Origin of the sequence: Corynebacterium sp. HMSC072A02, assembly GCF_001810085.1 — a bacterium.
GTDB lineage: Bacteria > Actinomycetota > Actinomycetes > Mycobacteriales > Mycobacteriaceae > Corynebacterium > Corynebacterium hesseae.
Window position 1 is genome coordinate 58,899 of the sequence record NZ_KV799862.1, and the last position, 24,970, is coordinate 83,868.

At 62.8% G+C, this 24,970-nt stretch carries 30 protein-coding genes; 13 read left to right on the top strand and 17 right to left on the bottom strand.

Annotated elements, in window-relative coordinates:
- From HMPREF2698_RS09560 to otsB, 3 genes are read left to right on the top strand one after another with little or no spacing between them, the layout of a single operon-like run.
- Positions 1-1,422, top strand: a complete 1,422-nt coding sequence (locus HMPREF2698_RS09560) for an alpha,alpha-trehalose-phosphate synthase (UDP-forming) (RefSeq protein ID WP_070562289.1) — start codon at positions 1-3, stop codon at positions 1,420-1,422.
- On the top strand, positions 1,419-1,943 hold the full coding sequence (locus tag HMPREF2698_RS09565; protein ID WP_070562292.1) for a hypothetical protein: 525 nt from the start codon (positions 1,419-1,421) through the stop codon (positions 1,941-1,943). The genes HMPREF2698_RS09560 and HMPREF2698_RS09565 overlap by 4 nt, the downstream gene beginning before the upstream one ends.
- A 31-nt stretch (positions 1,944-1,974) precedes the next feature.
- Positions 1,975-2,718 carry a trehalose-phosphatase gene (gene otsB / locus HMPREF2698_RS09570; RefSeq protein WP_070562295.1) on the top strand — a complete coding sequence of 248 codons (744 nt, stop codon included), beginning with the start codon at positions 1,975-1,977 and terminating at the stop codon, positions 2,716-2,718.
- On the opposite strand, the gene HMPREF2698_RS09575 is transcribed toward otsB, so the two are convergent.
- Positions 2,715-3,800: a LacI family DNA-binding transcriptional regulator gene (locus HMPREF2698_RS09575; protein ID WP_070564039.1), complete on the bottom strand. Its 1,086-nt coding sequence runs from the start codon at positions 3,798-3,800 to the stop codon at positions 2,715-2,717. The genes otsB and HMPREF2698_RS09575 overlap by 4 nt on opposite strands.
- 72 nt (positions 3,801-3,872) lie before the next feature.
- On the opposite strand from HMPREF2698_RS09575, the gene HMPREF2698_RS09580 reads away from it, so the two are divergent.
- Genes HMPREF2698_RS09580 through HMPREF2698_RS09595 form a run of 4 tightly spaced genes read left to right on the top strand, consistent with a single transcriptional unit; the run spans position 3,873 to position 7,482 of the window.
- Positions 3,873-4,991 carry a metal ABC transporter solute-binding protein, Zn/Mn family gene (locus tag HMPREF2698_RS09580; protein ID WP_070564042.1) on the top strand — a complete coding sequence of 373 codons (1,119 nt, stop codon included), beginning with the start codon at positions 3,873-3,875 and terminating at the stop codon, positions 4,989-4,991.
- Positions 4,992-5,693, top strand: a complete 702-nt coding sequence (locus HMPREF2698_RS09585; protein ID WP_070564045.1) for a metal ABC transporter ATP-binding protein — start codon at positions 4,992-4,994, stop codon at positions 5,691-5,693.
- Entirely contained in the window at positions 5,671-6,633 is a 963-nt protein-coding gene (locus HMPREF2698_RS09590) for a metal ABC transporter permease (protein WP_210386597.1), read from the top strand. The genes HMPREF2698_RS09585 and HMPREF2698_RS09590 overlap by 23 nt, the downstream gene beginning before the upstream one ends.
- A gap of 9 nt (positions 6,634-6,642) precedes the next feature.
- Positions 6,643-7,482: a CE1 family esterase gene (locus tag HMPREF2698_RS09595; RefSeq protein ID WP_070522820.1), complete on the top strand. Its 840-nt coding sequence runs from the start codon at positions 6,643-6,645 to the stop codon at positions 7,480-7,482.
- Positions 7,483-7,515: 33 nt separating this feature from the next.
- On the opposite strand, the gene HMPREF2698_RS12990 is transcribed toward HMPREF2698_RS09595, so the two are convergent.
- From HMPREF2698_RS12990 to HMPREF2698_RS09635, 9 genes are all read right to left on the bottom strand, one after another.
- Positions 7,516-7,797 carry an ATP-binding cassette domain-containing protein gene (locus HMPREF2698_RS12990; protein WP_080550367.1) on the bottom strand — a complete coding sequence of 94 codons (282 nt, stop codon included), beginning with the start codon at positions 7,795-7,797 and terminating at the stop codon, positions 7,516-7,518.
- A gap of 305 nt (positions 7,798-8,102) precedes the next feature.
- Positions 8,103-8,753, bottom strand: coding sequence for an AAA family ATPase (locus HMPREF2698_RS09600; RefSeq protein ID WP_010188886.1), 651 nt, complete (start codon positions 8,751-8,753; stop codon positions 8,103-8,105).
- Entirely contained in the window at positions 8,750-9,484 is a 735-nt protein-coding gene (locus tag HMPREF2698_RS09605) for an AAA family ATPase (RefSeq protein ID WP_010188884.1), read from the bottom strand. The genes HMPREF2698_RS09600 and HMPREF2698_RS09605 overlap by 4 nt, the downstream gene beginning before the upstream one ends.
- Positions 9,485-9,502: 18 nt before the next feature.
- Positions 9,503-10,453, bottom strand: coding sequence for a 23S rRNA (guanosine(2251)-2'-O)-methyltransferase RlmB (gene rlmB / locus HMPREF2698_RS09610; protein WP_070564051.1), 951 nt, complete (start codon positions 10,451-10,453; stop codon positions 9,503-9,505).
- Positions 10,454-10,512: 59 nt separating this feature from the next.
- Complete coding sequence (gene cysS / locus HMPREF2698_RS09615) at positions 10,513-11,919, bottom strand: cysteine--tRNA ligase (RefSeq protein WP_070564054.1); 1,407 nt, start codon at positions 11,917-11,919, stop codon at positions 10,513-10,515.
- A 369-nt stretch (positions 11,920-12,288) separates the two neighbouring features.
- Positions 12,289-12,489 (bottom strand): hypothetical protein, encoded by a 201-nt coding sequence (locus HMPREF2698_RS09620; RefSeq protein ID WP_141748942.1) that lies wholly within the window; start codon positions 12,487-12,489, stop codon positions 12,289-12,291.
- A 28-nt stretch (positions 12,490-12,517) separates the two neighbouring features.
- Positions 12,518-13,009 carry a 2-C-methyl-D-erythritol 2,4-cyclodiphosphate synthase gene (gene ispF, locus HMPREF2698_RS09625; protein ID WP_070564059.1) on the bottom strand — a complete coding sequence of 164 codons (492 nt, stop codon included), beginning with the start codon at positions 13,007-13,009 and terminating at the stop codon, positions 12,518-12,520.
- A complete protein-coding gene (gene ispD, locus HMPREF2698_RS09630) occupies positions 13,002-13,763 on the bottom strand; it encodes a 2-C-methyl-D-erythritol 4-phosphate cytidylyltransferase (protein ID WP_070564062.1) in 762 nt (253 codons plus the stop codon). The genes ispF and ispD overlap by 8 nt, the downstream gene beginning before the upstream one ends.
- On the bottom strand, positions 13,735-14,319 hold the full coding sequence (locus HMPREF2698_RS09635; RefSeq protein ID WP_070522798.1) for a CarD family transcriptional regulator: 585 nt from the start codon (positions 14,317-14,319) through the stop codon (positions 13,735-13,737). Before HMPREF2698_RS09635 ends, ispD begins: the two co-directional genes overlap by 29 nt.
- Positions 14,320-14,607: 288 nt before the next feature.
- Between HMPREF2698_RS09635 and HMPREF2698_RS09640 the strand changes: the two genes are divergently transcribed.
- Positions 14,608-15,183, top strand: coding sequence for a hypothetical protein (locus HMPREF2698_RS09640; protein ID WP_070564066.1), 576 nt, complete (start codon positions 14,608-14,610; stop codon positions 15,181-15,183).
- A gap of 176 nt (positions 15,184-15,359) precedes the next feature.
- Here HMPREF2698_RS09640 and HMPREF2698_RS09645 read toward each other — a convergent pair whose 3' ends face one another.
- Both HMPREF2698_RS09645 and HMPREF2698_RS09650 read right to left on the bottom strand, forming a co-directional pair.
- Positions 15,360-15,593, bottom strand: coding sequence for a hypothetical protein (locus HMPREF2698_RS09645; RefSeq protein WP_070564069.1), 234 nt, complete (start codon positions 15,591-15,593; stop codon positions 15,360-15,362).
- Positions 15,594-15,636: 43 nt separating this feature from the next.
- Positions 15,637-15,846, bottom strand: coding sequence for a hypothetical protein (locus HMPREF2698_RS09650; protein WP_070532290.1), 210 nt, complete (start codon positions 15,844-15,846; stop codon positions 15,637-15,639).
- A 178-nt stretch (positions 15,847-16,024) separates the two neighbouring features.
- Between HMPREF2698_RS09650 and radA the strand changes: the two genes are divergently transcribed.
- Complete coding sequence (gene radA / locus HMPREF2698_RS09655; protein ID WP_070564072.1) at positions 16,025-17,407, top strand: DNA repair protein RadA; 1,383 nt, start codon at positions 16,025-16,027, stop codon at positions 17,405-17,407.
- On the opposite strand, the gene HMPREF2698_RS09660 is transcribed toward radA, so the two are convergent.
- Both HMPREF2698_RS09660 and HMPREF2698_RS09665 read right to left on the bottom strand, forming a co-directional pair.
- A complete protein-coding gene (locus HMPREF2698_RS09660) occupies positions 17,394-18,146 on the bottom strand; it encodes a hypothetical protein (RefSeq protein WP_070564075.1) in 753 nt (250 codons plus the stop codon). The two genes, radA and HMPREF2698_RS09660, sit on opposite strands and share 14 nt — an antisense overlap.
- A 102-nt stretch (positions 18,147-18,248) precedes the next feature.
- Positions 18,249-18,872 carry a carbonic anhydrase gene (locus HMPREF2698_RS09665; RefSeq protein ID WP_070522781.1) on the bottom strand — a complete coding sequence of 208 codons (624 nt, stop codon included), beginning with the start codon at positions 18,870-18,872 and terminating at the stop codon, positions 18,249-18,251.
- A 41-nt stretch (positions 18,873-18,913) separates the two neighbouring features.
- On the opposite strand from HMPREF2698_RS09665, the gene HMPREF2698_RS09670 reads away from it, so the two are divergent.
- A complete protein-coding gene (locus HMPREF2698_RS09670) occupies positions 18,914-19,774 on the top strand; it encodes an HhH-GPD family protein (RefSeq protein ID WP_070564078.1) in 861 nt (286 codons plus the stop codon).
- Here HMPREF2698_RS09670 and HMPREF2698_RS09675 read toward each other — a convergent pair.
- Both HMPREF2698_RS09675 and HMPREF2698_RS12995 read right to left on the bottom strand, forming a co-directional pair.
- On the bottom strand, positions 19,740-21,056 hold the full coding sequence (locus HMPREF2698_RS09675) for a threonine/serine exporter family protein (RefSeq protein ID WP_070532280.1): 1,317 nt from the start codon (positions 21,054-21,056) through the stop codon (positions 19,740-19,742). The two genes, HMPREF2698_RS09670 and HMPREF2698_RS09675, sit on opposite strands and share 35 nt — an antisense overlap.
- Positions 21,056-21,226: a DUF4236 domain-containing protein gene (locus tag HMPREF2698_RS12995; RefSeq protein ID WP_083299135.1), complete on the bottom strand. Its 171-nt coding sequence runs from the start codon at positions 21,224-21,226 to the stop codon at positions 21,056-21,058. Before HMPREF2698_RS12995 ends, HMPREF2698_RS09675 begins: the two co-directional genes overlap by 1 nt.
- A gap of 78 nt (positions 21,227-21,304) precedes the next feature.
- Here HMPREF2698_RS12995 and HMPREF2698_RS09680 point away from each other — a divergent pair, with 78 nt between their 5' ends.
- A complete protein-coding gene (locus HMPREF2698_RS09680) occupies positions 21,305-22,531 on the top strand; it encodes a lipase family protein (RefSeq protein WP_070564081.1) in 1,227 nt (408 codons plus the stop codon).
- 3 nt (positions 22,532-22,534) lie between these two features.
- On the opposite strand, the gene HMPREF2698_RS09685 is transcribed toward HMPREF2698_RS09680, so the two are convergent.
- Positions 22,535-23,368 carry a DUF1266 domain-containing protein gene (locus HMPREF2698_RS09685; protein ID WP_070564093.1) on the bottom strand — a complete coding sequence of 278 codons (834 nt, stop codon included), beginning with the start codon at positions 23,366-23,368 and terminating at the stop codon, positions 22,535-22,537.
- Positions 23,369-23,500: 132 nt separating this feature from the next.
- Here HMPREF2698_RS09685 and HMPREF2698_RS09690 point away from each other — a divergent pair, with 132 nt between their 5' ends.
- Together HMPREF2698_RS09690 and HMPREF2698_RS09695 are read left to right on the top strand one after the other, a co-directional pair.
- On the top strand, positions 23,501-24,061 hold the full coding sequence (locus HMPREF2698_RS09690) for a hypothetical protein (protein ID WP_070564096.1): 561 nt from the start codon (positions 23,501-23,503) through the stop codon (positions 24,059-24,061).
- Complete coding sequence (locus HMPREF2698_RS09695; RefSeq protein ID WP_070564099.1) at positions 24,061-24,921, top strand: hypothetical protein; 861 nt, start codon at positions 24,061-24,063, stop codon at positions 24,919-24,921. The genes HMPREF2698_RS09690 and HMPREF2698_RS09695 overlap by 1 nt, the downstream gene beginning before the upstream one ends.
- Positions 24,922-24,970: the final 49 nt, after the last annotated feature.

Genomic DNA, 24,970 nt, shown 5'->3' on the forward strand with positions numbered 1-24,970 from the left:
ATGTCCGGGCGCAGCAATAGCTTCGTAGTCGTGGCCAACCGCCTGCCGGTGGACCTCGAGACCTCCGCCGACGGCACCCGTGAATGGAAGGCCTCCCCCGGCGGTCTCGTCACCGCGCTTTCCCCTGTCTTGGAAGAACACCAGGGCTGTTGGGTGGGTTGGCCGGGCGTGGCCGACGAGGCCCCTGAGCCTTTCACCACCGACAACGGCGTCCTGCTTCACCCGGTACGCCTCACGCAAGAGGATTATGAAGCCTTCTACGAGGGCTTTTCCAATGCCACCCTGTGGCCGCTCTACCACGACCTCATCGTCACCCCCGTCTACAACCGCGATTGGTGGGATGCTTACCGCGAGGTCAACCTGCGTTTTGCCAACGAGGTAGCGGCTGTCGCCGCGGAGAATGCCACGGTGTGGGTTCAGGACTATCAGCTGCAGCTCGTGCCCGGCATCCTGCGCCAGCTGCGCCCCGATCTCACCATCGGCTTCTTCCTCCACATCCCTTTCCCCTCCCCGGATCTCTTCCGCCAGCTGCCGTGGCGTGAGGAGTTGGTGCGGGGGCTTCTCGACGCCAACCTGATCGGCTTCCACCTCGAATCCAACGCCCGCAATTTCCTAGAGCTCGCCCGCACCCAGGGCCTGAAGGTCGAAGGTGAAGTGAGCACCCGCGCGGTCACCGCGCGCATCGTGACCAGTAGTGGGCATTCCGTCGGAATCGGTGCCTTTCCCATCTCCATTGCGGCGGGTGAGTTCGCTGAAGGCGGTGATGCGGGGGACATCGCCCAGCTACGTGCGGAGTTGGGTAACCCCACGCACGTCATTTTGGGAGTCGACCGCCTCGACTACACAAAGGGCATCCTGCAGCGTCTTACTGCCTTCGAGGAGCTCCTCGAAACCGGGGCGCTGGACCCAGAAGAGGTGACCTTCGTGCAGCTGGCCACGCCCTCGCGCGAGCGCATCGACCACTACCGCGCCACGCGCTCGAAGGTGGAGGAAGCCGTAGGCCGCATCAATGGGTGCTTCGGGCGCCTCGGTGCGCCGGTGGTGCACTATCAGCACAGCTCCGTTCCGAAGGAGGTCCTGCGCCGCTACTACAGGCTCGCGGACATCATGCTGGTCACGCCATTTAAGGACGGCATGAACCTAGTGGCCAAGGAATACGTGGCCTCCCACGGCGATGGCTCCGGCGCGCTCGTGCTCTCCGAGTTCGCAGGTGCGGCGGCAGAGCTTACTCAAGCTAACCTGTGCAACCCCTTCGACATCGAATCCATCAAGCGCGCCCTGCTCTCCGCGGTCAAGGCGCTGGAGGAATCGCCTGAGACCATGCGCGAGCGCATGACTGCCATGAACGAGCAGGTGCGCCAGCATGATATCGCTTTGTGGTCGCAGTCCTTCCTCGGCGCGTTGGATCAGGAGGAAGCATGATGCGACGCCGCCCCGCCGCAGCGCTCACCGCTGTGCTCACCTCGGCGCTGCTCGCAAGTGGCCTCACCGGGTGCGGCTCCGCGGACGAGGAGCCCACGCCGCGCGGCGATGATCGCATCGTGGGCAAGGATTGGCAGGTCATCAACCTTTATACCTCCCCGGACGCGCCATCCTCCCTCCCAGCCGATACCGCGCAAGTGCCGCACATGAGTTTCGGTGAGCACACTGCCGTGGGCTCGACCGGCTGCGTCCCCTTCACCGCCGAGGTCTCCTTCCACAAAGGGAACAAGGCCTCCACGATCTGGGAGGGTGACGTGATGAGGGTAGAAAAAGCCACCTACGAGAGCCCACCGAACGGTGAAGACTGCGAGGGCTCGGTCAGGTGGGCCGATTCGCTCATGCGCAACCTCATCGCCGAAGGCCATGAATTCGGCTTTGCGCTTAACCCCAACAACCAACTCGTATTGACGCTGCGCACCGACAAAGTGGATTCACCGATCATCCGGATGGCTTCGCTGTAGCCCTGAAGTTTTCAGCGCTAGGGTGGGGAGCATGATTGATGCTCTCGCCTCCGCCGAACGCCTCGCGGTTGTGTCCGATTTTGATGGCACCTTAGCGGGCTTCGCGCGCAACGCGTATGACGTAAAGCCGGAGCAGCGCTCACTCGACGCCCTGGCCACCCTAGCGGAGCTCCCGAACACCACCGCCGCGGTACTCTCCGGTCGGCATCTCGAAGGCTTAAAGCGGGTTTGCCCGCTGCGTGAACCGGTACTTTTGGGCGGCTCGCATGGCGCAGAGTCCTCTTGGGAGGATTCCGCCCTCACTCCGGAGATGGAAGCTCACCTGGCGAAGAAAGAAGCAGAACTCAAAGAAATCATCGCGCGCCACCCCGGCGCGGAACTGGAGGTCAAACCCTTCCAGCGCGTGCTGCACCTGCGGACGCTAGAGTTGCAGGATCCTGACGCGGCGGCCGCGGCCTATGCAGAAGGCGAGGCTCTCAGCGCCGATGGCTTCCCTAAGACTGCGGGCAAGTGCGTCGTCGAATTTTCCGCTACGCAGGCCACGAAAGGCACGTGGCTTGAGAAGCTTCGCCAGCGCGTCGGCGCCACGGCGGTGGTCTTTTTAGGGGATGACACCACCGACGAAGACGGCTTCGCCATGCTCAACCAACCGCCGGACCTCGGCGTCAAGGTCGGTGAGGGCGCAACGCAAGCGGCGCTACGCGTGCCCGATATCGCGGCGGTGACGGAGTTCCTCGAAGAACTCGCCGCCGCCCGCGCGCAGCACAGCGCTTAAGCCCCAGCCGGGGCCACGGTCCGCCCAGGATGGAAGGTGGTCTCCAACAACGCGCGCGGTACGTCGCCGCGCCCATCGATGAGACTGGCCAGCATGCGCCCGGCTGCCGCCCCCTTCTCCTTATTCGGCTGTACGACGGTACTCAGTCCCAGCGCTAGGGCCGGCGCGATGCCGTCGAATCCGGTGACGGAAAGCTGCTCGGGCACAGCAATTCCATGATCGCGGGCATAAGCTATCACGCCGAGCGCCATCGAGTCCGTCGTGCACAGCACCGCGGTGAGTTCGGGGTGGGCGCTCAGCAACTCTTCGGCTGCCGCATAGGCGGTGCGCGGGTCGTTGATGTGGCGCGTCACCACGGGGATATCTGAAGGATCGAGGCCCGCCTGCGCGAAGACGTCCAGCGCCCCCAGCACGCGCGAGCGCTGGACGTGCATGTCCGCCGCGGCGAGCTGTTCGGCCGTCACTTCGCCGTCGAGGCGCTCACGGTGCAGGCGGATGGTGAGGATGCCGATGCGGGTATGGGAGGCGTCGACAAGCGCCTGCGCCGCCGGGGCGATCGCGGCGCGGTCGTCGATGCCCACGAAGGGCAGGCCCGAATCCGTGGGCTGGTCGCACACCACCACCGGCAAGCCGCGGCGGCGCACGGCCTCCAGATAAGCATCACCCGCCGCCACGGAATAGACCACGAAGCCATCGACCGCGGCCGAGCCCACGAGCTGCGCCGCCTGCGTATCGTTGGGGGCGCCTACGGTATCCGGGCCGGCGGGGATCAAGGTAAGGGTCGTGCTCGCCCCGGCTGAAGCCTCCGCCATGCCGGCCAGGAAATCCACGGAAGCCATGTCCTCGAAGGCATAGGACAGGTGCTCAGTCAGCAACACCCCCAGTGAGCCCTGGCGGCGCGTGCGCAGGCTGCGCGCGGTGGGATCCGGGCCGGTGTAGCCGCGCTCAGCCGCGGCGGCGAGGATGCGCTCGCGGGTGGCAGGCGCCAGCTGGTCCGGGCGGTTATACGCGTTGGACACCGTGGTGGGCGAAACCCCGAGTTCGGCAGCCAGGGAGGCCAGCGTCGTGCTGCGTTTGGACATGACGGTAACACTACCCGTTTTCAACTCATTATCATTTGACAACAATTTTCACTAAAGCGTAGAAATAGGGACATGACCACTTCCCACTCACGCCGTGCTTTCCGACGTCCCACCGCCCTCCTCTTCGCCGCCACCCTGGGTGCCGCAGCGCTGAGTGCCTGCTCCTCCGGTGATGACAACGCCGCCGGCGGCTCGGATGCCGGCTCCGACAAGGAGACCATCCACGTCGTGGCCTCGACCTCCATCTGGGCCGACGTTGCCCAGGCCGTCGTCGATACCGCACAGACCGACGTCAACATCGACGTCCGCCCGATCGTGAGTGGCAATGGCGTGGACCCCCATCACTTCGAGCCCACCGCGGCTGACATCGCGCGCGCTAACGACGCCGACGTCATCATCGCCGGTGGCGGCGGCTACGACGCATGGCTCTACCAGGCAGTCAAGAACCAGGATGAGATCATCCACGCCCTGCCGCTGACCGCGCATGACCATGGCGATCATGATCATGACGAGCACGATCATGGAGAAGAACACGACCATGCGCACGAGGAACACGCGCATGACCACGACGAACATGGTCATGACGAGCATGACCATGGAGAAGGTCATGATCATGACCACGCTCACGAAGGCGAAACCGTGACCATGGACGAGGCCAAGAAGATCGCCGCCGAGCACCCCGAGCAGATCACCAACATCGATGGCAACGAGCACGTGTGGTACGACGCCGCGGCCATCGAAAAGGTGGCGACCGACGTAGCCAATCTCGTCAACGAGGCCAACCCGGAGGCCAAGGCCACCGCCGATCCTCTGGTCGAGCGCGTGGAGGGCCTGAAGGCACGCATCGAGAAGCTGCCTCAGCACAACTACGCGCAGACCGAGCCCATCGCGGACTACATCTTCAAATACACCGACAGCACCGACGCCACCCCGGAGGGCTTCCGCAAGGCCACCGTTGCTGAAGGCGAGCCCACCGCCGCCGACCTGGCGCACTTCCTCGAGGACATCAAGCAGGACAAGATCGACCTGCTCATCTTCAACCCGCAGACCGAAACCGACATGACCAAGCGCATTCGCACCGCCGCCGAGGACAAGAACATCCCGGTCGTCGAAATCGGTGAAACTCCGCCGGAGAAGACCAACTTCCTTGACTACTATGAAGAAGTCGTCAACGCACTCGAGGCCGCATAAGTGCTCATTTCCTTTAAGAATGCCGCAGTAGAACCACTGTGGTCTGACATGAACCTCGCCGTAGACCGCGGCGAGTTCATCGCCGTTTTAGGCCCCAACGGCGTGGGCAAATCCACGCTGCTGGGAACTATCCTGGGCACCCGCCAGCTCACCGCGGGCAGCGTGGACGTCACGTGCCGCGTGGGCTTTATCCCACAGCAAAGGATGTTCCCGCAGGACCTGCCGCTACGCGCCCGGGATCTGGTGTCGCTGTCCCTCGCCCACGGCACGCTGCGCAACCGGCTCCCTGCCCGGGGACGCGTCGATGAACTCCTCGCCGAGGTCGGCGCCACCGGAATTGCCAACCGCCGCGTGGGCCAGCTCTCCGGCGGGCAGCAACAGCTCATCCGCCAGGCCCAGGCCCTGGCCAATGACCCGGAGCTCATCCTCGCGGACGAACCGCTATTGTCCTTGGACCCGGCGCGACAGCAGGCGACCGTCGCCAAGCTCGATGCCTGGCGCCACGAGCGCGGCACCTCCGTGCTCTTCGTTACCCACGGCATCAACCCGGTGCTGGGCGTGGTGGATAAGGTGCTCTACCTTGCGCCCAATGGTCACATGTTCGGCACGGTCGATGAGGTCATGCGCTCCGAGGTGCTCTCGGAACTCTATGGCTCCACCGTGACCGTTCTCAACGTCGATGGGAGGCTCATCGTTGTCTAGATTCATCGAAGATACCCAGTACCTGCTGGGCGTTGATTTCGTGCAATCCTCGCTCATCGCCTGCGCGCTGCTGGGAATCCTCTCCGGAGTGATGACCTCACTCATCGTCCTGCGCCAAATGTCCTTCTCCGTGCACGCCACCTCTGAGCTCGCGCTCATGGGCGCGGCCGCCGCCCTGCTGTTAGGCCTCAATATCGGCTTCGGCGCGATTGCCGGCGCCATCGTCGCCGCCATCATCCTGGCGGTGCTGGGACTGAAAGGCCAACAAGACAGCGCTATCGGCGTGGTCATGAGTTTCGGCCTGGGACTCTCGGTTTTGTTCCTGCACCTCTACCCCGGCAACGCCAAAACCGCGATGACGCTCCTAACAGGACAGATCGTTGGCGTCTCCTCCGCTTCGGTGTGGCTGCTCGCCGCCACGACCGCCATCATCGTCGCCGTGGTGGCGTTGTTCTGGCGCCCGCTGCTCTTCGCTTCTGCGGATCCCGTCATGGCCCAAGCCGCCGGCGTCCCGGTGAAGTCACTGGCGGTGTGTTTCGCCATCCTCGTAGGCCTGACGGCCGCGCAGTCCGTGCAGATCGTCGGTTCCCTGCTCGTCATGGCTCTGCTCATCACCCCGGGCGCAGCGGCGGTACAGATTACCTCCTCCCCGCTGCGCGCGGTGGTGTGGTCCACCATCTTCGCGGAGGTCTCCGCCGTGGGCGGCCTGGTCCTCTCCCTGGCGCCGGGCCTGCCCGTCTCGGTCTTCGTCACGAGCATCTCTTTTGTTATTTACCTGGTCTGCCGCGGCATCGGCTGGGCTCGCAGCCGCAAGGCCGTCCGCGACGACGTCGCCGCCCGCCGCGCCTCCCAGGAACACTTCCGCGCCGCCACCGATCGCGCCGACGCCGAGACACACCACACCTCGACGCACGATGAGCACTGCGCGCATCAGGATTAGGCTAGATGCGTGACTTTGGAACGCCGTAGCCTCGAATTACAAGACCGCACCCGCACGTACCTCGTGTACCGCCCGAATGATGACGTCGAGCGCCAGAGAGACCTCCTCCTGTTCTTCCACGGCTCCCTGCAATCCGCGAACGTCATCCGCCGCTTCACTAACGGCACGTTCGATGACCTCGCCACCCGCCACGGCATGCTTGCGGTCTACCCCACCGGCGTGGAACAGCACTTTAACGATGCCCGCGCCACCCTGCCCGTCGCCGCGCGCGAGCTGGGCATCGATGACGTCGCCTTCACGCGCGCCATCCTCGACGAGCTGCGCGCGGAGCAGGAGATTAGCCGCGTGTTCCTCTGCGGCTTCTCCAACGGCGGGCAGATGGTTATCCGCTTGCTCTTCGACGCCCCCGGGCTTGCCGATGCCGCCTGCATCTTCGCCTCCACTCTCGGCGCCGGCGCCAACCATGCGCCCACCAATCCGGACTCGGCGTACCAACCCACCCCGGTCATGTTCGTCCACGGCACGGGCGACCGGCTCGCGCCCTATACGGGCGGAACGGCGGGCATTGACCCGAAGCGCACCCGCGGTGCCGTCACCGGCGCGCAGGAGAACGCCGCACGCTTCGCGGAGCTCAACCATGCCGCCGGCCCAGAGCGCACCCACCTTTTCCCCGACACCGTTGTCGACCGCTGGGAGCCGGCAGACGCCACCGGCGCGCCGGTCGAGCTCGTGAGCGTCGAGGGCATGGGCCACGTCATCCCGTCGGGCAACGAGCTGGACCCACGCCTGGGTAAAAACACGGATTCCTTCATCGCTGCCGAGCTCGTGGAGGAATTCTTCGGGCTCTAGACTGCACGTGCGCCCCATCGTGTCTCACTCCACTCAGCCCCAACCTCGGGTCGAGGCCGTTCGTAGGTGAGCGTCGAGAAGCAATAATTGTGGATTACCGACCAGTGCTTTGGCGATTCCTAGACGCTGTTTCATACCGAGCGAAGCATGCTCGCAGGAAACACTGTGGTGCAATGAAAGGCCTACAAGGGATAAAAGATCCTTCAGTTCATCATTCAGTGAACCTTGTTGTAGTGGTCGGCAATGTCGTTGACGATCGCGTAGAGGTCGCGTTCCATCGCGTAGGTTTTCTTTTCTCGCGTACTGACTAATCACACTTGCGACCCGTTGTTATCTAGAGAATTATTACGTCCCAGCGTGATGTTGCACACGTCTGTGCATGTATGTACTCTCGATGTCACGGTTTGCTGGCGAAGATTCTTCAAGTTACCCGCAGCTGAATCTGTACAAGGTGAAAACGGCAGGCAAAGGACCGAGTTGTCCTCGTCTCTAAGCCGTGGAACCCCAATCCTCCAGAACCTTGTATTCGGCACACGCACGCAATCTGAATGTTCAAGATGTGAAGTACTGGCCAGCAACCAAGAAGTAAAGATCGCCATCCAGCTTTCTCGGCCCTGAATCTAGCATCCGGAGGCGTAGAGAAACTCACGCAACGACTGAAACGCCAGCGTCTGTGTCACGTCGCGCAGCTCAAGGAAGAACCCATCTTCTGTAATTTCAACAATCCGCGCACCGGGGATGGCTGCCACAATCGGTGAGTGCGTCACCACGATGAACTGCGCACCCGCCTCCGCGGCGCGATGGATTTCCGCCATGAGCGTCATCTGCCGCACGAGCGAAAGCCCAGATTCCGGCTCGTCGAGGATGTAGAGCCCGCGCCCATCAAAGGAACGCTGCACGACGTCCATGACGGACTCGCCATGCGACATCGCGGTCGAACCAACGTTGTAGTGCGCCTCCGCTCGCAGGAAGTAGCCGTCCTTGGGCGCGGTACCTAGCCGCAGGCTCGCCCACCTCCGGAGGGGATTGATGGGACCGGCGGAGCGCTGCACACCCCATATCCCACCGCGCTCAGGAAAGCCGTACTCGAAGGCAATGCCCTCGGCGAGCGTCGACTTTCCTACCCCGTTGTCCCCGGTCAGCACGGTCACCGGCGCACGCAGGTCCAGTCCTTGGCGTCGCAGCGCCACGAAACCAGGAACGGAGGACACCCACTCAGGTCCGTGGCCGCCGTCCAGCGCGGCATAGGCGTCGACATAGAAGTCTCTCATTCGCCCTCCCCAATAAGAAACGCGGCGGTTCCCAATGGATCGGCAAGGAACTCGCGCGCGGCGTGGACAGCTTCCGTCGCTTCGGGAGCGACGGGCGCAATCCCCTTGTCGCCGAACGCGTAGACGGTCGCGCCTTGCATGCTGAGGAAGACTGGCGAGTGCGTCGCGAGGATGACCTGCGCGCCCTGGGCGGCGAGGCGCTCGAGCTGCGTGACAACCTCGACCTGCCGGGGATAGGACAAGCCGTCTTCCGGCTCGTCGAGAATGATCATTCCGTCAGAATGGAAGCGTCTCTCGACGAGGGCGAGCAGACCCTGGCCGTGGCTGAGAAACGGCAGGTCACTGAGCGGATCGGGATTCTCCGGGCTGTGGATCTGGTGGTGATACTCGCTCAAGTTGAGGAAGGTCTCGCCGCGCAAGAAGTACACGTCGCGCGGGTTGTGCGCCCGCGAGCAGATGAGCCACTCGGGATAGTCCTCGTCGCCGGTGGCAAACCGGGCGTGGCGCGAGCCGCCCTCGGGATTGACGCCAAGCCCCACGGCGATGGCCTCGAGCAGCGTGGATTTTCCGGCGCCGTTATCCCCCACGACGACGGTCACGGGCGTAGGCAAACGCAAGGCGCCGCCGGGCAGCGCTGCGATGAGCACGCCCAGGCGGCGCATGTGTTCCGGCACGCCGGGCAGTCCTTCCCCAATAAGCTCCGGGGCGGGACGCACACTCGTGAGGAACATGGCGGCGAAAGCGTGAGCCTACTTCTGGGCCGCGCGGCGCTGGCGGGCGAACTCCGAAAGGACCGCACCTGCCGCCACGGAGGCGTTGAGGGATTCAACCCAGTCGGTCATGGGGATGGACATGATGGCATCGCAGTTCTCGCGGACGAGGCGCGAGATGCCCTTGCCCTCAGAGCCGATGACGATGACGACGGGGTCGGTGCCGCCGTTGTAGGTGTCGAGCGTGTGCTCGCCTCCCGCATCGAGGCCGACGACCTGGTAGCCAGCCTTCTGGAACTCCTGAACCGTGCGGGTCACGTTGGTCACGCGAGCTACTGGCAGGCGCGCGGCAGTGCCTGCCGAGGTACGCCAGGTCACCGCGGTAACGGAGGCCGAGCGACGCTCCGGAATGATGACGCCATGGCCGCCAAAAGCGGCAACGGAGCGGATGACCGCGCCGAGGTTGCGGGGGTCGGTGATGTTGTCGAGGATGACGAACATGCCGGGCTCTCGGGCATCGCGTGCGCGATCCATCAGGTCATGGACGTCGGCATACTTGTACGGCGGGATCTGCAGACCAATGCCCTGGTGCATGCCGTTTCCGGTCATGCGGTCCATCTCATGGCGCTGGACCTCAAGAATCGGGATGTTGCGGGTATTGCACATGGCTACGGCCTCAGACAGGCGGGCGTCGTTGCGCGTTCCCTGCACAATGTAGAGCGACGTTGCCGGAACCTTAGCGTGGAGGCACTCGATGACCGGGTTGCGGCCGACGACCATCTCCGCGGTCTCCTTGTGGTGGCGGCCCGAGTTGCGGCGTTCGCGCTCCAGCTTCGCCTTGTGCTTGGCGTGGTAGACGCGGTCCTCCGCCTTCGGCGTCGGGCCCTTTCCTTCCAAGCCCTTGCGGCGCTGACCGCCAGAGCCCTTCGTAGCGCCCTTCTTATTCGTCTTGCGGATACCTGCGCCGCCGCGGCCATGGGTACGTGCCATAATTCTTCTCCTTATGTTGTCCTCGGCTTCTGTGCTGTCCTAGGCCTTTGCCAAGGACGTTAATCCGCCAAGGACCAGGTGGGGCCGTCGGCGGTGTCGGTGATGGTAATACCCGCGGCTGCAAGGCGGTCGCGCACAGCGTCCGCAGTAGCCCAATCCTTTTCTGCGCGGGCGGTAGTGCGACGCTCCAACTCGGCTCGGACGAGGACGTCCAATGCCGCATCAGCGCCGCTTTCTTCGCCACTATCTTTCCACTGTTCATCGAGTGGATCAAAGCCAAGAACCGCAGCCATGGCGCGCACCGCCCCGGCAAGGCGCTCGGCTTCCTCACGGTTGCCTTCTCCCAGCGCCTTATTGCCCGCGCGCACCGTGGTGTGGATTTCCGCCAGCGCCTTCGGGACAGCAATGTCATCGTTCATTGCGTCCTCGAAGGCCGCGGTCCACTGGCCCTTCTCGATGCCTTCGAACTTGCCCACAAAGTCCTCAATACGACGGTAGCCCGCCGCGGCCTCGGTCAGCGCTGCCTCAGAGTATTCGAGGACCGAACGGTAGTGCGCGGAACCCAGGTAGTAGCGCAGCTCCACCGGGCGGACGATCTCCAGCATGTTGGCAATGGAGAGTACGTTGCCCAAGGACTTCGACATCTTCTCACCGGCCATGGTGACCCAGTGGTTGTGCATCCAGTAGTTGGCGAACTTATCCCCCGCCGCATGGGACTGTGCGATCTCATTTTCGTGGTGCGGGAACTGCAGGTCCAAGCCACCGCAGTGGATATCGAACTCGCCGCCTAGGTAGTAAGTCGACATGGCCGAGCACTCAAGGTGCCAGCCCGGGCGGCCCTTGCCCCACGGTGTGGGCCAGGACGGTTCGCCCGGCTTAGCCGCCTTCCACAGCGCGAAGTCCTGCGGGCTGCGCTTGCCCACGGCATCGGACTCACCCTGCTCCATATCCTCGACGCGGTTGCCAGATAACGCGCCATAGTCCGAGCCTTCCGTGGCATTCCACGCGGCGACATCAAAGTAGACGGAACCAGCACCGTCCTCGCCAGGCACGGCATATGCGAAGCCGGCGTCGATAAGCCGTTGCATGTACTCCACCATCTGCGTCACAAAGCCCGTCGCGCGCGGCTCCACGGAGGGCTGCAAAACGCCCAGGGTGTTATAAGCCTTGGTGAACTCGCGCTCATAGGTGGATACCCACTCCCACCAAGGGCGCTTATTCTCGGCTGCCTTGGTCAGGATCTTGTCATCGATATCGGTGACGTTGCGCACCAAGGCCACGTCATAGCCCTGCGCAAGCAGCCAGCGACGCAGGATGTCAAAGGCAACGCCGGAGCGCAGGTGCCCAATGTGCGGCTGGGACTGCGGGGTGGCACCACACAGGTAGATCGACGCATGGCCGGGACGAACCGGCTCGAACTCACGTTGGCTGCGGGTGGCGGTATCAAAAATGCGCAAAGTACTCACCCGGCCCAGTCTAATTGACCCCTTGATAGGATTTCACCACGGCCGATAGTCACACGGAGCAGGACTGGGCGCAGTGCCTGTCCATTCAACCCGATTTAGGTCGCGGATGGATGAGCAACGTCATTTTTAACACTGATACCTGGCGGCTTACAGCAGCGTGATGGGATTGTTCCGCACTCAATTGACCTAAGACAGGAAGGCGTCCCGTAAAAGGCATCTGTCACAAGGCATCTTTGGGTCCAAACGCCATCTGTAACGAATAAATGGCGTTTTCAGCCGTGAAAACGCCATTTGATTGATGCCTTTTGTCAGACGCCCTTTGCCAGATGCCTCCAGCACGTCGACGGAGGCACGCAACTGTTCACGGAGCTAACGGTAAAGCATAAGCTCGACGCGTCGGAGCTCGTCATATAAAGCGCGTTCTGCTTCCGAAAAGCGACCGGAGTCTGCAAGCATCCGCATATCTTCAGAGCTAAGGTTTTCACCAACCGCAGCTTCCAAGGCGTGCAGGAGTTCGTCGTGCCGAGCACGAAGTGCCTCGGTATTGGTAATTCGCATTGTCAAAGCCACAGCGTCCTCCTTTTCTGATGACTTTACGTTAGGAATTGGGAGCGCGCCAGACCACGGCGGTGGCCACGGCTGCGCGGCCTTCCTTGCGTCCGGTGAAGCCAAGGTGATCCGTCGTCGTGGCCGAAACAGACACAGGGGCGCCGAGGATGTCGCTCAGCACGGACTCGGCCTCTTTCCGCCGCGGGCCCATCTTGGGGCTCTGCCCAACCAACTGTGCGGCGGCGTTGCCGATAATGAAGCCTTCCTTCTCTAGCAGCTCGCGGCACTCGCGCAGCAACTGGGCACCGGAGACCCCGTCGTACTCTGGCCGGCCCACGCCGACGAAGGAGCCGAGGTCGCCGAGGTTGGAGGCGGAGAGCAAGGCGTCGACAAGCGCGTGGCTCACCACGTCACCATCGGAGTGGCCCTCGCAGCCATCCACGTCCTCGAAGAGGAGACCTGCGATCCAGCAGGGTTTTCCGGACTCGATCTGGTGGGCGTCGGTGGCGATTCCCACGCGCGGGATAATCGGGTTAGTCACTAGGCACCTCGAAGATGGTCGGTTCGGCCTCATCCGTCACGGCCTTGGCCAGGACGAGGTCAATGGGGGTGGTGATCTTGAAGGCGAAGGTATCTCCCTGCACGGTCTCCACGCGCTCGCCGTGCCATTCCATGAGGCTGGCGTCATCGGTGGCGACGAAGTCAGGGTCCTGCGCCCAATAGTCTAGGTTGGCGCGGCGCAGCGCGGCCAAGTTAAAACCCTGCGGCGTCTGCACGGCGCGCAGACGGGAACGGTCAGGGGTGGACAGCACCGTCTGGCCCTCTACCTCTTTGATGGTGTCCGCTACGGGAAGGACCGGGATGACTGCGGTGGCGCCGTCGAGCACGCGCTTGGCGACGCGCGCGATCATCCCCGGCGGCGTCAATGCCCGGGCGGCGTCGTGGATGAGCACCACGGCGTCCTCCTCCGGGATTGCTTGCAATCCCGCCCAGACGGAATCGGCGCGCTCGCCACCGCCGTGGACGATGCGAATGGGTACGTCAGAGTCGATGCGGCCGAGAATGCTGGAGGCATAATCTTCCATGGCCGGGCTGACCAGCACGATGATCTCATCAACGAATTCGGAGGTGATCATCGCCCGGACGGAGCGCTCCAGGAGGGTGCGCCCGCGCAGCTCCACGTAGGCCTTGGGAACGTCTGCGCCAAGGCGTGTGCCCTGCCCGGCGGCCGCGACGAGAGCAATGACGCGGGGGGTGGACTGGTCCTTAGTCTTCGTCGTCGAAGGAGAGGTCATCGAGATCGACGTCATTGTCAATGTCGGTCGTAATGGACTTGTCATCCACCAGGCCAGCGGCGCGGTGACGCTCGATGGTGGCGTTGATTTCCTCCATCATGGTGTCAGCCTTCTTCTCATCAACCGGCTTGGCCAGGGAAAGCTCACCGACCAAAATCTGGCGGGCCTTGGCCAGCATGCGCTTCTCACCAGCGGACAGGCCGCGGTCCTGGTCGCGGCGCCACAGGTCACGCACAACCTCGGCCACCTTGTTGATGTCACCGGAGGCGAGGCGCTCCTGGTTGGCCTTGTAGCGGCGGGACCAGTTGCCGGCTTCCTCAACGTCTACTTCGCGCAGAACGGAAAAGACCTTCTCGAGGCCTTCCTTGCCCACGACATCGCGCACGCCAACCATCTCAACGTTCTTGGAAGGCACGCGGACCACGAGGTCGGACTGGTTGATTTGGAGAACGAGGTATTCGAGCTCCTCGCCGCCCATCTCCCGGGTTTCAATCGCCGTAATCTTGGCGGCGCCGTGGTGGGGGTAGACGACGACCTCTCCGACCTTAAATTCCATTGCCACTCCTTGTGAAGCCTTTGAGACGGTGCCCATCGTGTGCTCTCGGCGTACTCTCGGTGGGCCGCATATACAGGGAATCTATTCTAGCACGCAGCCATCGTGCCCCGCTCCCCCGCCCGGGTACCGCCTGCCCGCCGCTTTACACCACGGTGACGCCCCATAGAAAGCTCGGCTACCCCCGGTCTACCCAAGGGGTTTGCTGGAAACTGTGTGCTTTCTCCCCAGAGGTACTAGGCTAAAGCGTTGATAAGCTTTGTGATCGCAATTCAATGGAGGACACTCACAGTGCAGTCCCTGAAGTCCGCCGCTCGCTGCGGTGCCATCATGTCAGTTACCGCCCTCTCCGCGCTGGCCTTGGCGTCCTGCTCGGCCGGTCATGTTGCTCAGACCGCGGAAAAGGTGATTGCTGTCGACGGCGCATCCGCAAGCTCCGAAGATGGAAAGGTGGCCGTGCGTGACGTCACCATTCAGGTTGAGCCGGACACCGGTGAGACCTCCCTCAAGTTCGTCGCCGTCAACCAGGGCTACAAGGTCAACGACGTCGTCCTCGAGTCTGTCAGCGTCGACGGCCAGGATGTTCCTCTGGAGGGCGTCGAGCCGCTCCCCCGCGATCATTCCCTCTTTGCTGATTCCCAGACGAACCTGGACCGCCTCCCCAAGGACGGCAAGGATAAGAACATCACTTACGTGACCACCTCCCTGGAGAACGAGGACTACGCCTTCGGCGGCTCCCGCCCGGTGACCTTCACCTTCAACACCGGCACCATTGAGGTTGATGCCACCGTGTCCGCCTCCCCGCTGCAGTCCGGTGACTTCGACCGCGACCCGCAGTCCACCGAAGGCTACGCCGAGAACAAGTAGGCCTTCTCCTCAAAGCACAACCGCCCCAGCTGCCAAAGTTTTCCCGGATCTTCGAATCAGGGGATTCAACTCCGTCAGTTGGGGCGGTTGCGTTTCGTATTAGTGCTTCCGTAGATGCACAAAGGCCACCGCATGAGATACACGCGGTGGCCTTTTCTACAGCGCCAGTGAGGTGCTTAGGCCTGAGAAGAGGTCATAGCCAGCACAACGATGGAGTTCACGATGCCCAGGGAGGACAGAGCAGCCGGAACCAGAAGAAGGTTCGGCGCCTGCGGGCCACCGACCTTAACCATCTGATCCATAACCTGGTTCAGCGGCTCTGGGTAGGTAGCAGCAGAAGCGGCCGGGGTGCCTGCAACGGCCAGAGAGGTAGCAGCGGCCAGGGCAACGAGGGTGCGACGAATCTTCATTTTGTCTCCTTGAATAGTGAGGTTTGTGTGTGAGAGGTCTGGACTAGGACAGCAGGTTCGACAGGAAGCCCAAGGAGGACAGGGCAGCCGGGACGAGGATGATGTTCTGAGCCTCGTAGCCAGCGGTGTTAGCAATCTGGGTCAGAACGGAAGCCAGCGGCTCCGGCGCCTGCGCTGCGGAAGCAGCCGGGGTACCAGCAAAAGCGATGGCAACAGCAGCGCCAGCGGCAACGAGAGTGCGACGAATCTTCATGAGAATTACCTTCTTACTAGAGAATCGGACAGATATGAAGAGGGACAGGCACACACATTGGAGTAACCTGCTTAACACTGTAACGCCTTCATGAGTAGCGCGCGCGGTAAGTGAAAGAAAGACCTACTTCATTTCACGAGCACACTGGATGTCCACGCGGCTTACTAGAGTGTGAGACATGGCAAAAAAGGTTCGTCCCGTCCACACGTGTTCTGAGTGTGGCTTCGTCTCCCCCAAGTGGCTTGGCCGCTGCCCTGAGTGTGGCTCGTGGGGGACGCTGCAGGAAACCGCAGCGGTTCAAAGCAGTACCGCCGCCCAAGCCGCCGTGTCTGGCCGGCGGCCCACCGGCTTGACTCCGACGAGCCCGGCGGTGCCGATAACGAAGGTCGGCGCATCAGCGACGAAGGCCATCAATACCGGCATCGGGGAGCTCGACCGCGTTCTCGGCCGCGGCATCGTCCCTGGTTCGGTCGTGCTCATGGCGGGAGAGCCGGGAGTCGGCAAATCCACCCTGCTGCTGGAGGTAGCCTCCCGCTGGGCACAGTTGGGCCGCACTGCCCTGTACGCCACCGCGGAGGAATCCGCCGGGCAGGTTCGCGCCCGCGCGGAGCGCACCGGGGCGCTGCATGAGACGCTCTACCTTGCGGCCGAGTCAAACCTGGACGTCGTCTTTAGTCATGTAGAGCAGCTTAAGCCCAGCCTGCTTATCGTGGACTCCGTCCAAACCATGCACGCCGCTGGGGTCGAAGGCGTGGCCGGTGGTGTCGCGCAGTCGCGCGCGGTGACCGCCGCGCTGACCACACTGGCCAAGACCACCGGCATCCCCATCCTCCTCGTCGGGCACGTGACCAAGGATGGCAACGTCGCCGGTCCGCGCGTGCTCGAGCACCTCGTGGACGTTGTCTTGAACTTTGAAGGTGACCGCCAATCCTCACTGCGGCTGCTTCGCGGCCTGAAGAACCGCTTTGGCGCTACCGATGAGATGGGCTGCTTCGAGCAGACCGCAGCCGGGATCAGGGAGGTCGCGGATCCTTCCGGACTCTTTCTCTCCCACCGCGGCAGCACCCCGGATGGCTCCGCGGTGACCGTCGCCATGGATGGTGTGCGCCCCATCTTGGCCGAGGTACAAGCGTTGACCGTCGATCCCGTGGCCAAGAACCCGCGGCGCGTGGTGACGGGGCTCGACGCCAACCGCGTCCCCATGGTGCTCGCGGTGCTGCAGGCCCGCGCGGGCGAGCGCACCAACGATAAGGACGCCTACGTGGCCACGGTGGGAGGGATGAAGATTCAGGAACCAGCCACGGATCTTGCCGTAGCACTCGCCACGTGGTCCTCCTTGCACGAGCAACCACTTCCGCCGAAGACCGTTGTCATCGGGGAGGTCGGCCTCGCCGGCGAGGTGCGCCGCGTGCCCAACTTAGACCGCCGCTTGTCAGAAGCTGCCCGCTTGGGCTACCGCCACGCCATCGTCCCGCCCGGAAAGGTGGAGACCAGCGGCGGCATGCAGGTGCGCCAAGCGGCAACGCTGAGCGAAGCTATCGCCGCAGTTAAAGCAGGTTGAACGGGAGCGCTGGGGAGTAATTCTCACCGATGACGGAGTGCAAGAAATAAGCACCCGGCTCGGCTTCCTCACGCTCGGTGCACTTGCCCGGTTCGGAGCGCTTACGGGACCAATCCGCCTGGAAGTAGCGGGTCTCACCGGACTTGAAGGTCTGCTTGCCAGTTTCTACAGAGGCATAGCAGTCAGTATCGGCCCACACGCGCTCGTTAGAGCCCATCTTGTAAACCTCAAAGCGCAGCTGCTCTTCATCGAGGTCGATGGAGCAATCCTTTGTCGTCGGGTTAAAAACCTCCAGGTAGAAGGTCGGCATCTTACCGGCCGGGACGCTGTCCTCATTGGTCTTAGCCAGCACCTTGAGGTCCTGGAGGGAGCACGTCGTCTTGGACGGGTCCACGGTCAGCTCATCCGGCTTCGCCTCTGACGTTGGTTCTTCCTTGCCGGACTCGCCCGCCTCGGATTTAGCCGGTTCCGTCGAACCCGTCGCTTCAGTGGATTCCTTGGCTGAGGTGGACTCCGCCGTTTCCGCTGCGGAGGTTGTATTCTCCGAGGGGGCCAAGGTATCCGAAGCCGCTGCCTGCTGCGACTCGGCCGCCGAGTCCTCCTTCGAACCGCCAAAGAGCGCGGTGGCAGCGAAGATAAGAACAACCACGAGTACCAAGATCGCCACGAGTGCGGCGACGCGACGACGCACGTAGATCTCTCGCGGCAGCTGCTTCGGGGTACGGGATGGCTCAGTCACAGGTCTTAGTTTAAGGGGACTTAAGCCCAACCCGGGCCAGCCCAAAGCCGCGTGTCTTGAGCAGCGGCTTCTACGCGCTTGGGGCCCGCCCAGCGCCCGGGGCTAATGAACTCCGTGCAGGACGACGGTTTCCACGCTGGAATCCTCAAGGAGGTAGCGCAGGCCGACGATGCCGAGCGTTCCGGCGTCGAGAAGCCGGCGTGCAGCCGGAATATCGGAGATGATCTGGGAAACCACCTGCGCGGTGTTTTCGCGCTCGAAGTCAGCGCGCTCTTCGCGGCCATCACGCTTGGCCACCATCGAGGCCGCGGCAACTTGCTCGATGATCGGGCGCTGCAGACCCGTGGGCAATTCGCCACCATCCAGGAAGTCCTTAGCCGCGCCCACCGCACCACAGGACTGATGCCCCATGACAACGAGCAGGTTGGCGTGGAGGTTTTCTAAGGCATAATCCAGCGAGGCCATCACCGCGCTGTCCAAAATGTGGCCCGCGGTACGGATGACGAAGGCATCGCCGAAACCAATGTTGAACACGTGCTCGATCGGCGCGCGGGAGTCCGAACAGGCCAATACGATGACGCGCGGATCCTGGCCCTGGGTCAGGCCAGCGCGCAGCTTCGCGTCCTGGTTGACGGCAATAAGGTTGCCCGTAACGAGGCGTTGATTACCTTGCTGGAGGGCTTCCCACACTTTCTGTGGATTTTGAGGAACTTTAGCTAGAGGCATGTTTCTTAGCTTAGCCCTCAGAGCCCTACACTGAGGTGCCTATGGATACCCAAGCTGTCGTGGAATGGTTCGATGCCCATGAGCGCCCCCTGCCGTGGCGCCGGCCGGGTACCTCGGCGTGGGGTGTGCTCTTAAGCGAGGTCATGAGCCAACAGACCCCCGTCGCACGCGTGGCCCCACAGTGGGAGGAGTGGATGCGCCGCTGGCCCACCCCGCACGACCTCGCGGCGGCATCCAAAGCGGATGTACTGCGCGCCTGGGGAAAGCTGGGCTACCCGCGCCGCGCGCTGCGCTTGTGGGAGTGCGCGAAGGAGATTGGTGAGGGGGCGGTTCCGGGGGACGTCGACAAGCTCTTGGGGTTGCCCGGGATCGGTGAGTACACCGCGCGCGCCGTGGCGTGCTTCCATTTTGGCTACAACGTCCCGGTGGTGGATACCAACGTGCGCCGCGTCTATGCCCGTGCCGAGGAGGGCCGCTTCCTCGCGCCGCCTCCCACAAAACGCGAGCTGGCACAGGTGGAAGCACTGCTTCCGGAAGAAAATGGGCCGCGTTTTTCCGCCGCACTCATGGAACTTGGTGCCTTGGTGTGCACGGCCAAGAACCCCGACTGCGCCGCCTGCCCCATCAAAGCCTCGTGCGCGTGGCAGCTCGCGGGCTGTCCGGAACCCAGCGAGGAAGAGGCAGCGCGGGCAAAGAAGCGCGTGCAGAAGTTCACCGGCACGGACCGCCAGGTGCGCGGGCTGCTTCTCGACGTCCTCCGAGGCTCACCCCACCCAGTTCCCCAAGCCGACCTGGATGCGGTGTGGCCGGACGCGACGCAGCGCTCGCGGGCGCAGGCCTCACTACTCGAGGACGGGTTGATGGACATCAACGAGCAGGGCCTGTTTCACCTGCCGCACTAGGCACGTGTGAGAAGTCGATGAGGTGACCGAAGGTCCAATCGCGGTCAGTCAGCAGGCGGGCGAGGATGAGCCCGCAACCAATGGCCGCCACGGCCATCGAGGCAGTGGCGAAGTTGTTCAACGCCTGGTCCATGTTGCCAACATTAAGGTGATAAACCGTGCGGAACATGGAGGTTCCCGGGATCATGATGACGGACGCCGGCACCGTCGTGGTGATGCGCGGTAGATGCGCGCGCTTGGAGGCCACCGCGCCCAAAAGCCCCACGATGAGACCGCCGGCGAACGCGCCGACGTAGCTTGTGGCCCCGACCCCGATAAGGATAAGGCGAACGAGGTTGGCCACCGTGCCCACCGCGGCCGCCACGAGCACCATGCGGCGCGAGGAATTAAAGAGGAACGCGAATCCGGAAATGCCCAAGAAGCTGGCCGCCGCGGCGGCGAGGTACCACACCGGCGCATAGTCGGGGATGCCCGGTTCCGGAGTTAGCTCCGTGGTCCAGCTGACCAACGCCACGGTAAAGGTCGCGGCGGTGATCACCGTCAGCGCATAGGTCAGGCGGGAAAGCCCGGCCTCGAAGTCGAAGCGCGCGAGGTCAATGAGCGCGGAGAACAACGGGAAGCCGGGAATGAGGAAGAGCACCGCGGCCACGTAGCCCGAGGAAAACTCTGACGGGTCCGCCACTCCGGCGGCGGCCACGGCCTCGGTGGTGAAGAAGTACACGAGGCTGGCCACCGTTCCGGCTGCCACGATGCACCCCAGTTGGTGGACGTGCTTGCCGTGCAAAACCGCGCGGGTGAGCTGACCACAAAAGGCGGCGAGGGCTACCAGCAGAATCGCCAGCGGCGTAAAGAAGTTCAGGACCGCGAAAGAGGCGCACGCAATGGACGCCGCCGCAGCTAGGAGCCAGCGGTTCCACCGCTTGACCACGTTGGCCTCGATGACGTCGAGCATCTTTGTGAGTTCTTCCGCCGTGATGCCCGCGTACAGCCGGTGGTGGGTCAGGTCCTCAAGGGCTTCGATCCGGGAAGCGTCGACAGCCGGCGAATGCTGTTGCGCCACCACCGTGCGGAAGTCGCGGCCACGGTGGAACGTACAGGTGATCTGTGTGACGCCAACGTTGGCGTCGAGCCGATCAAAGCCGAGCGCGCGGGCGGCACGTTTCATGCCGCGCAGCACGCGGTAGCCGGACGTTCCCGCACCCATGAGCATCATGCCTAGGCGCAGGACGACGTCGGCCTCGTACCCCATACGGACATAGTCGCTGCTGGGGTGAGAAGTCATTAGCGCCAGCGCCCCCGGAAGTTCAGTCCACCTGGAAGATTGACCCACATGCCGCCGCGGGAGTTAAAGGTCACGGGACCGACCTTTGTTGACATCGAGGCACCGGAGCCGGAGAGATTGATCCAGCTATTTTTTCCGGTCTTCTTGCGCTTGCGAAAATAAATGCCCATGCGCGCTAGCTTAGCGCAGCGACGTCTCAGCGCAGCGAAGTCGCTGCGCACCGGCGACAGAGCGATTACCCTTACGGCATGAATCTAATCTCTCCTCGCGCACTCGTGGCGGCCCTTACGCTGGCGGCTTCTGCGCTGCTGCCCGTCACAGCATCGGCTACACCCGGCACGCCGACCTCCGCCCATCCGATTGACCACCTCGCAGGCGTCTCCGGCGTCACTGCGGAGAAGATCTCCTATGAGTCCACGCTCATGGACGGCTCCCCCACCACCGTTACCGGCGTCATCTACGAGCCTTCCGCTGCCTGGAGCGGCCCGGGTGAGCGCCCCACCATCATCTTCGCACCCGGCACCCGCGGCGCGGGCGACCAGTGCGCTCCGTCCAATGCCACGCAGTCGGTGGGCAACGTCGCGCTGGGACCGGCCAATCAGGTCACGCTCAATATGAACTACGAGTACGCGCTGTACCAATACGCCGCGCAGCAGGGCGTGCGCGTGGTTACGACCGACCTGGTTGGACTCGGCACACCAGGTCACCACACCTATGTCAACCACATCGAGGAAGCACACGCGGTTCTCGACGCCGCCCGTGCCACCCTCCACCACGCGAACGCGCCGATGGATGCCCCCGTAGGTTTTGCCGGCTACTCCCAAGGAGGCGGTGCGGCCGCGGCCGCAGCCGAGTACGCGGAAACCTATGCACCCGAGCTCAACGTCAAGGGCACCTACGCCGGTGCCCCGCCGGCCGATCTTTTCGAGGTCATGAACGCGGTCGATGGCTCCTCCATCGTTCACGTGTTGGGCTATGCCATCAACGGCTACGCGGAGCGCAGCCCTGAGTTTTATAACGAGGTCGTCACCGAGATGAACCCGCGCGGCATGCACTTCCTCGCCAGCGCCGCCCACGCCTGCATTGGTGATTCGATTGCGACGTGGGGCTTTACCCGCACCAGCCAGCTGACCAAGACGGGGGAGTCCTTCGGCGAACTCGTACGCCGCAAACCGGCTGCCGCCCAGATGCTTGCGGAGCAACGACTGGGCCAGCGTGCCCTCAACGCCCCGATGTTGGTCATGAACTCCCCCACCGATGACCTCATCCCCTACGAGCAAGCTCGCGCGATGGCCGGTAGCTACTGCTCACTCGGCGGCACCGTCCAGTTTGACGCCGCCGACCCCGTCGACGTTCTTCCCCACTCCGGGGCCAACCACGCCGTTGGCATCATCAACTCGGTTCCGCGCGGCGTGGACTATCTGATCGATCGCTTCAAGGATGTCCCCGCACCCTCTAACTGCCAGGCTTCCTAAGACTTAGTGCAAACCACCCAAGGATGAGAATGGCTCCTCGGCCTGGATGTCGTGCAAGGGCACGCGCACCCAAGGCGAATCACTGTGTGCGAGCAGCTCGGTGAGCCGTTGCGATTGATCCTTCATCGCAGCGGTGACGTCGGGCTCACCATCACTCGCCCAGATCATTCGGCCCCACCAGAAACTTGCGGCTACGTCAGCCCACGACACGAAGTAGCGCTGCAGGGTCGCCACGGCCTTGTCCGAAATCTGAAGGAACTCTTCTGGAGAGATCCACCCCAGCTCCGTTGCCGGGCCACCAACAGCGTGAACACGGATTATGTCCCATGCGCGCGTAGTGGTGGGCAGTGCCGGGGCCGCTGCTTTGGCAAAGCCCTCCGAGCGCAACATCCTCACGAGGTAGCGGAACTTATGTTCTCCAAGGCGCGGATCCGCGCCTTGGGCAATAAAGAAGTCTTTGAGGAACTCGACCTTTTCCTCCACTTCCGCGTCTAGCTCGCGCTCGGGGACGTTCTTCACGGCGTATGCGAGGGGTAAAACCAGGTCATTTTCCACGTGCTGGCCACCTTCGAGCAGAGCATCAATAACCTGATACGCTTCCTGTGCACCAGTGACCCCCCAGTTTTGCTCGAGAGATGTTTTGTAGTATTTGGCCGCCCTTGCGTTGATGGCCTCAACCCCTAACGGGGTCGCAAACGCCTTATTGCTCTTGTACGTCATTCCCCAAGAGTGGCGGCGCACCTCATCGTCGCTCGGCGTCGGTTCCGGCCACGGGAACTTTGTAAGGCGGTAGATCCAAGTGTCATCAAACTTTGCTGGCGTGAACGTTGAGCTCATACCCACACAACGTACCGAGGTTTCTGGCACGGTTCCGTGGTGTCCCATCCATCACCCCTATGCTGGGGGTGATCTACACCATAATTCAGCACACCCAGTCACAGTTTTTGATGTGTTGTTAGTCTCGTGTGCATGACAGGACCCCAAATTGCAATGACAGACCGGCCAGATCTCGGTGCTGCACTTAAACGTGCTGGTGATTCCGAGATTGTGCACGCTGCCGCCGCAGCCGTTGTAGAAGGCCTTGGTGTCGACGAAATTGTGCTGGAAGCCGCCGCTACGAAAGCTAGCGGGGTGGATGGTGCCGCGTTTGTCACCAACCGCAGGATCCTCGTGACCGCCGATAAGAAGGATCCATCTCATTTTGAGTTCCTTGAACTTGACAACCTGGGCAACGTCACAGTTCTGCCCTACCAGGATGGCTGGGCCGTCGTGGCTCAGCTCTACAACACGTACAAAGTGTGGAGCGGGTTCACGGAAAAGGCCGCGCGTCGCGTGCAGTTTGCCGCCCAGTGGGCCCTGACAGCAGGCCGGGAGGCACGAACGGAGGCCTCGCGCGCGGTGTCTTCGGAGGAGCTTTTTAAGCGGTGGAAAGAAAACAAGCACCGTCTCAATCGCGACAGCGTGGAAGCGCGCGTTGAGTCGATGCGTTCCCTGTATTCCGATATTGATTCACGGTGGTGGACTGAATAATGAGCCGACTTGCATACCCGGGTTCGCCCGATCACCTTAACGGGGCGGAAGACACATCACACATCAAAGAAGGCCAGACAGTTGCGGATAATGGCTACCGCCATTTCATCAAGCATGGCGAACTACTAGACCCAGGCGCGGCTTCGAAGAATGCATCAGGCACCGCCTCCACGTCAAACCCCACCGCAGGCACGACAGGCACCCACGCCGATGGCTCGAAGCAAGGCCTCAGTGTAAAGAAGCAGCTGTTGCTCCTTCCGCTGGTAATCGCGGTCATCGTGGTGGTAGCGATTGGTTACGTCGCAGCTAAAGACGCCCTCTTTGGTGACAAGTCTGAGGATTCCACCGCGCCTGCGCAGCCCGCCGCTGAAGCACCTGCCGATTCCGGGGCTTCCAACGGTGACACCGCCGGCGAGACCGGTGGCGATACTGCTGGCGACGCTCAAAGCGGCCTCACCTCCGCCGACCAAGCACCGGAGCCGATTGCTGACTTCGTGGAAGTGTGCACAGATTATGAAGTGATGTTCAGCTACTACGGCGCGGATAACTCCCCTGCCCCAGAAGCGAAGGGCATCAACTGTTCCGTGGATACTACGAAAGCACCTGAGGTTGGTTACGTAGTCTTCACCGATGACCCTGCCGCCACCGCTGCCGTTCGTGACAGCAAACCCGTCTTGAAGGCCGCTGAGATTTCCGCAGAATCAACGCGCGGTTCCACATTCAAGGCACAGCGATTGGAGGCCATCTTCACTGTTCAGGAGATCCTCGCGGATGATAAGGGAATCGTTGAGTACATGATCAAGAGTGATGACCCTGAAGTAGCAAAGAAAGCTCTGGTAGACCTCGGCGTGGCCAAGTAGAGCTAGAACGCACACTTTTGCCCGCCGCCATACGTTTTCATTTTATTGT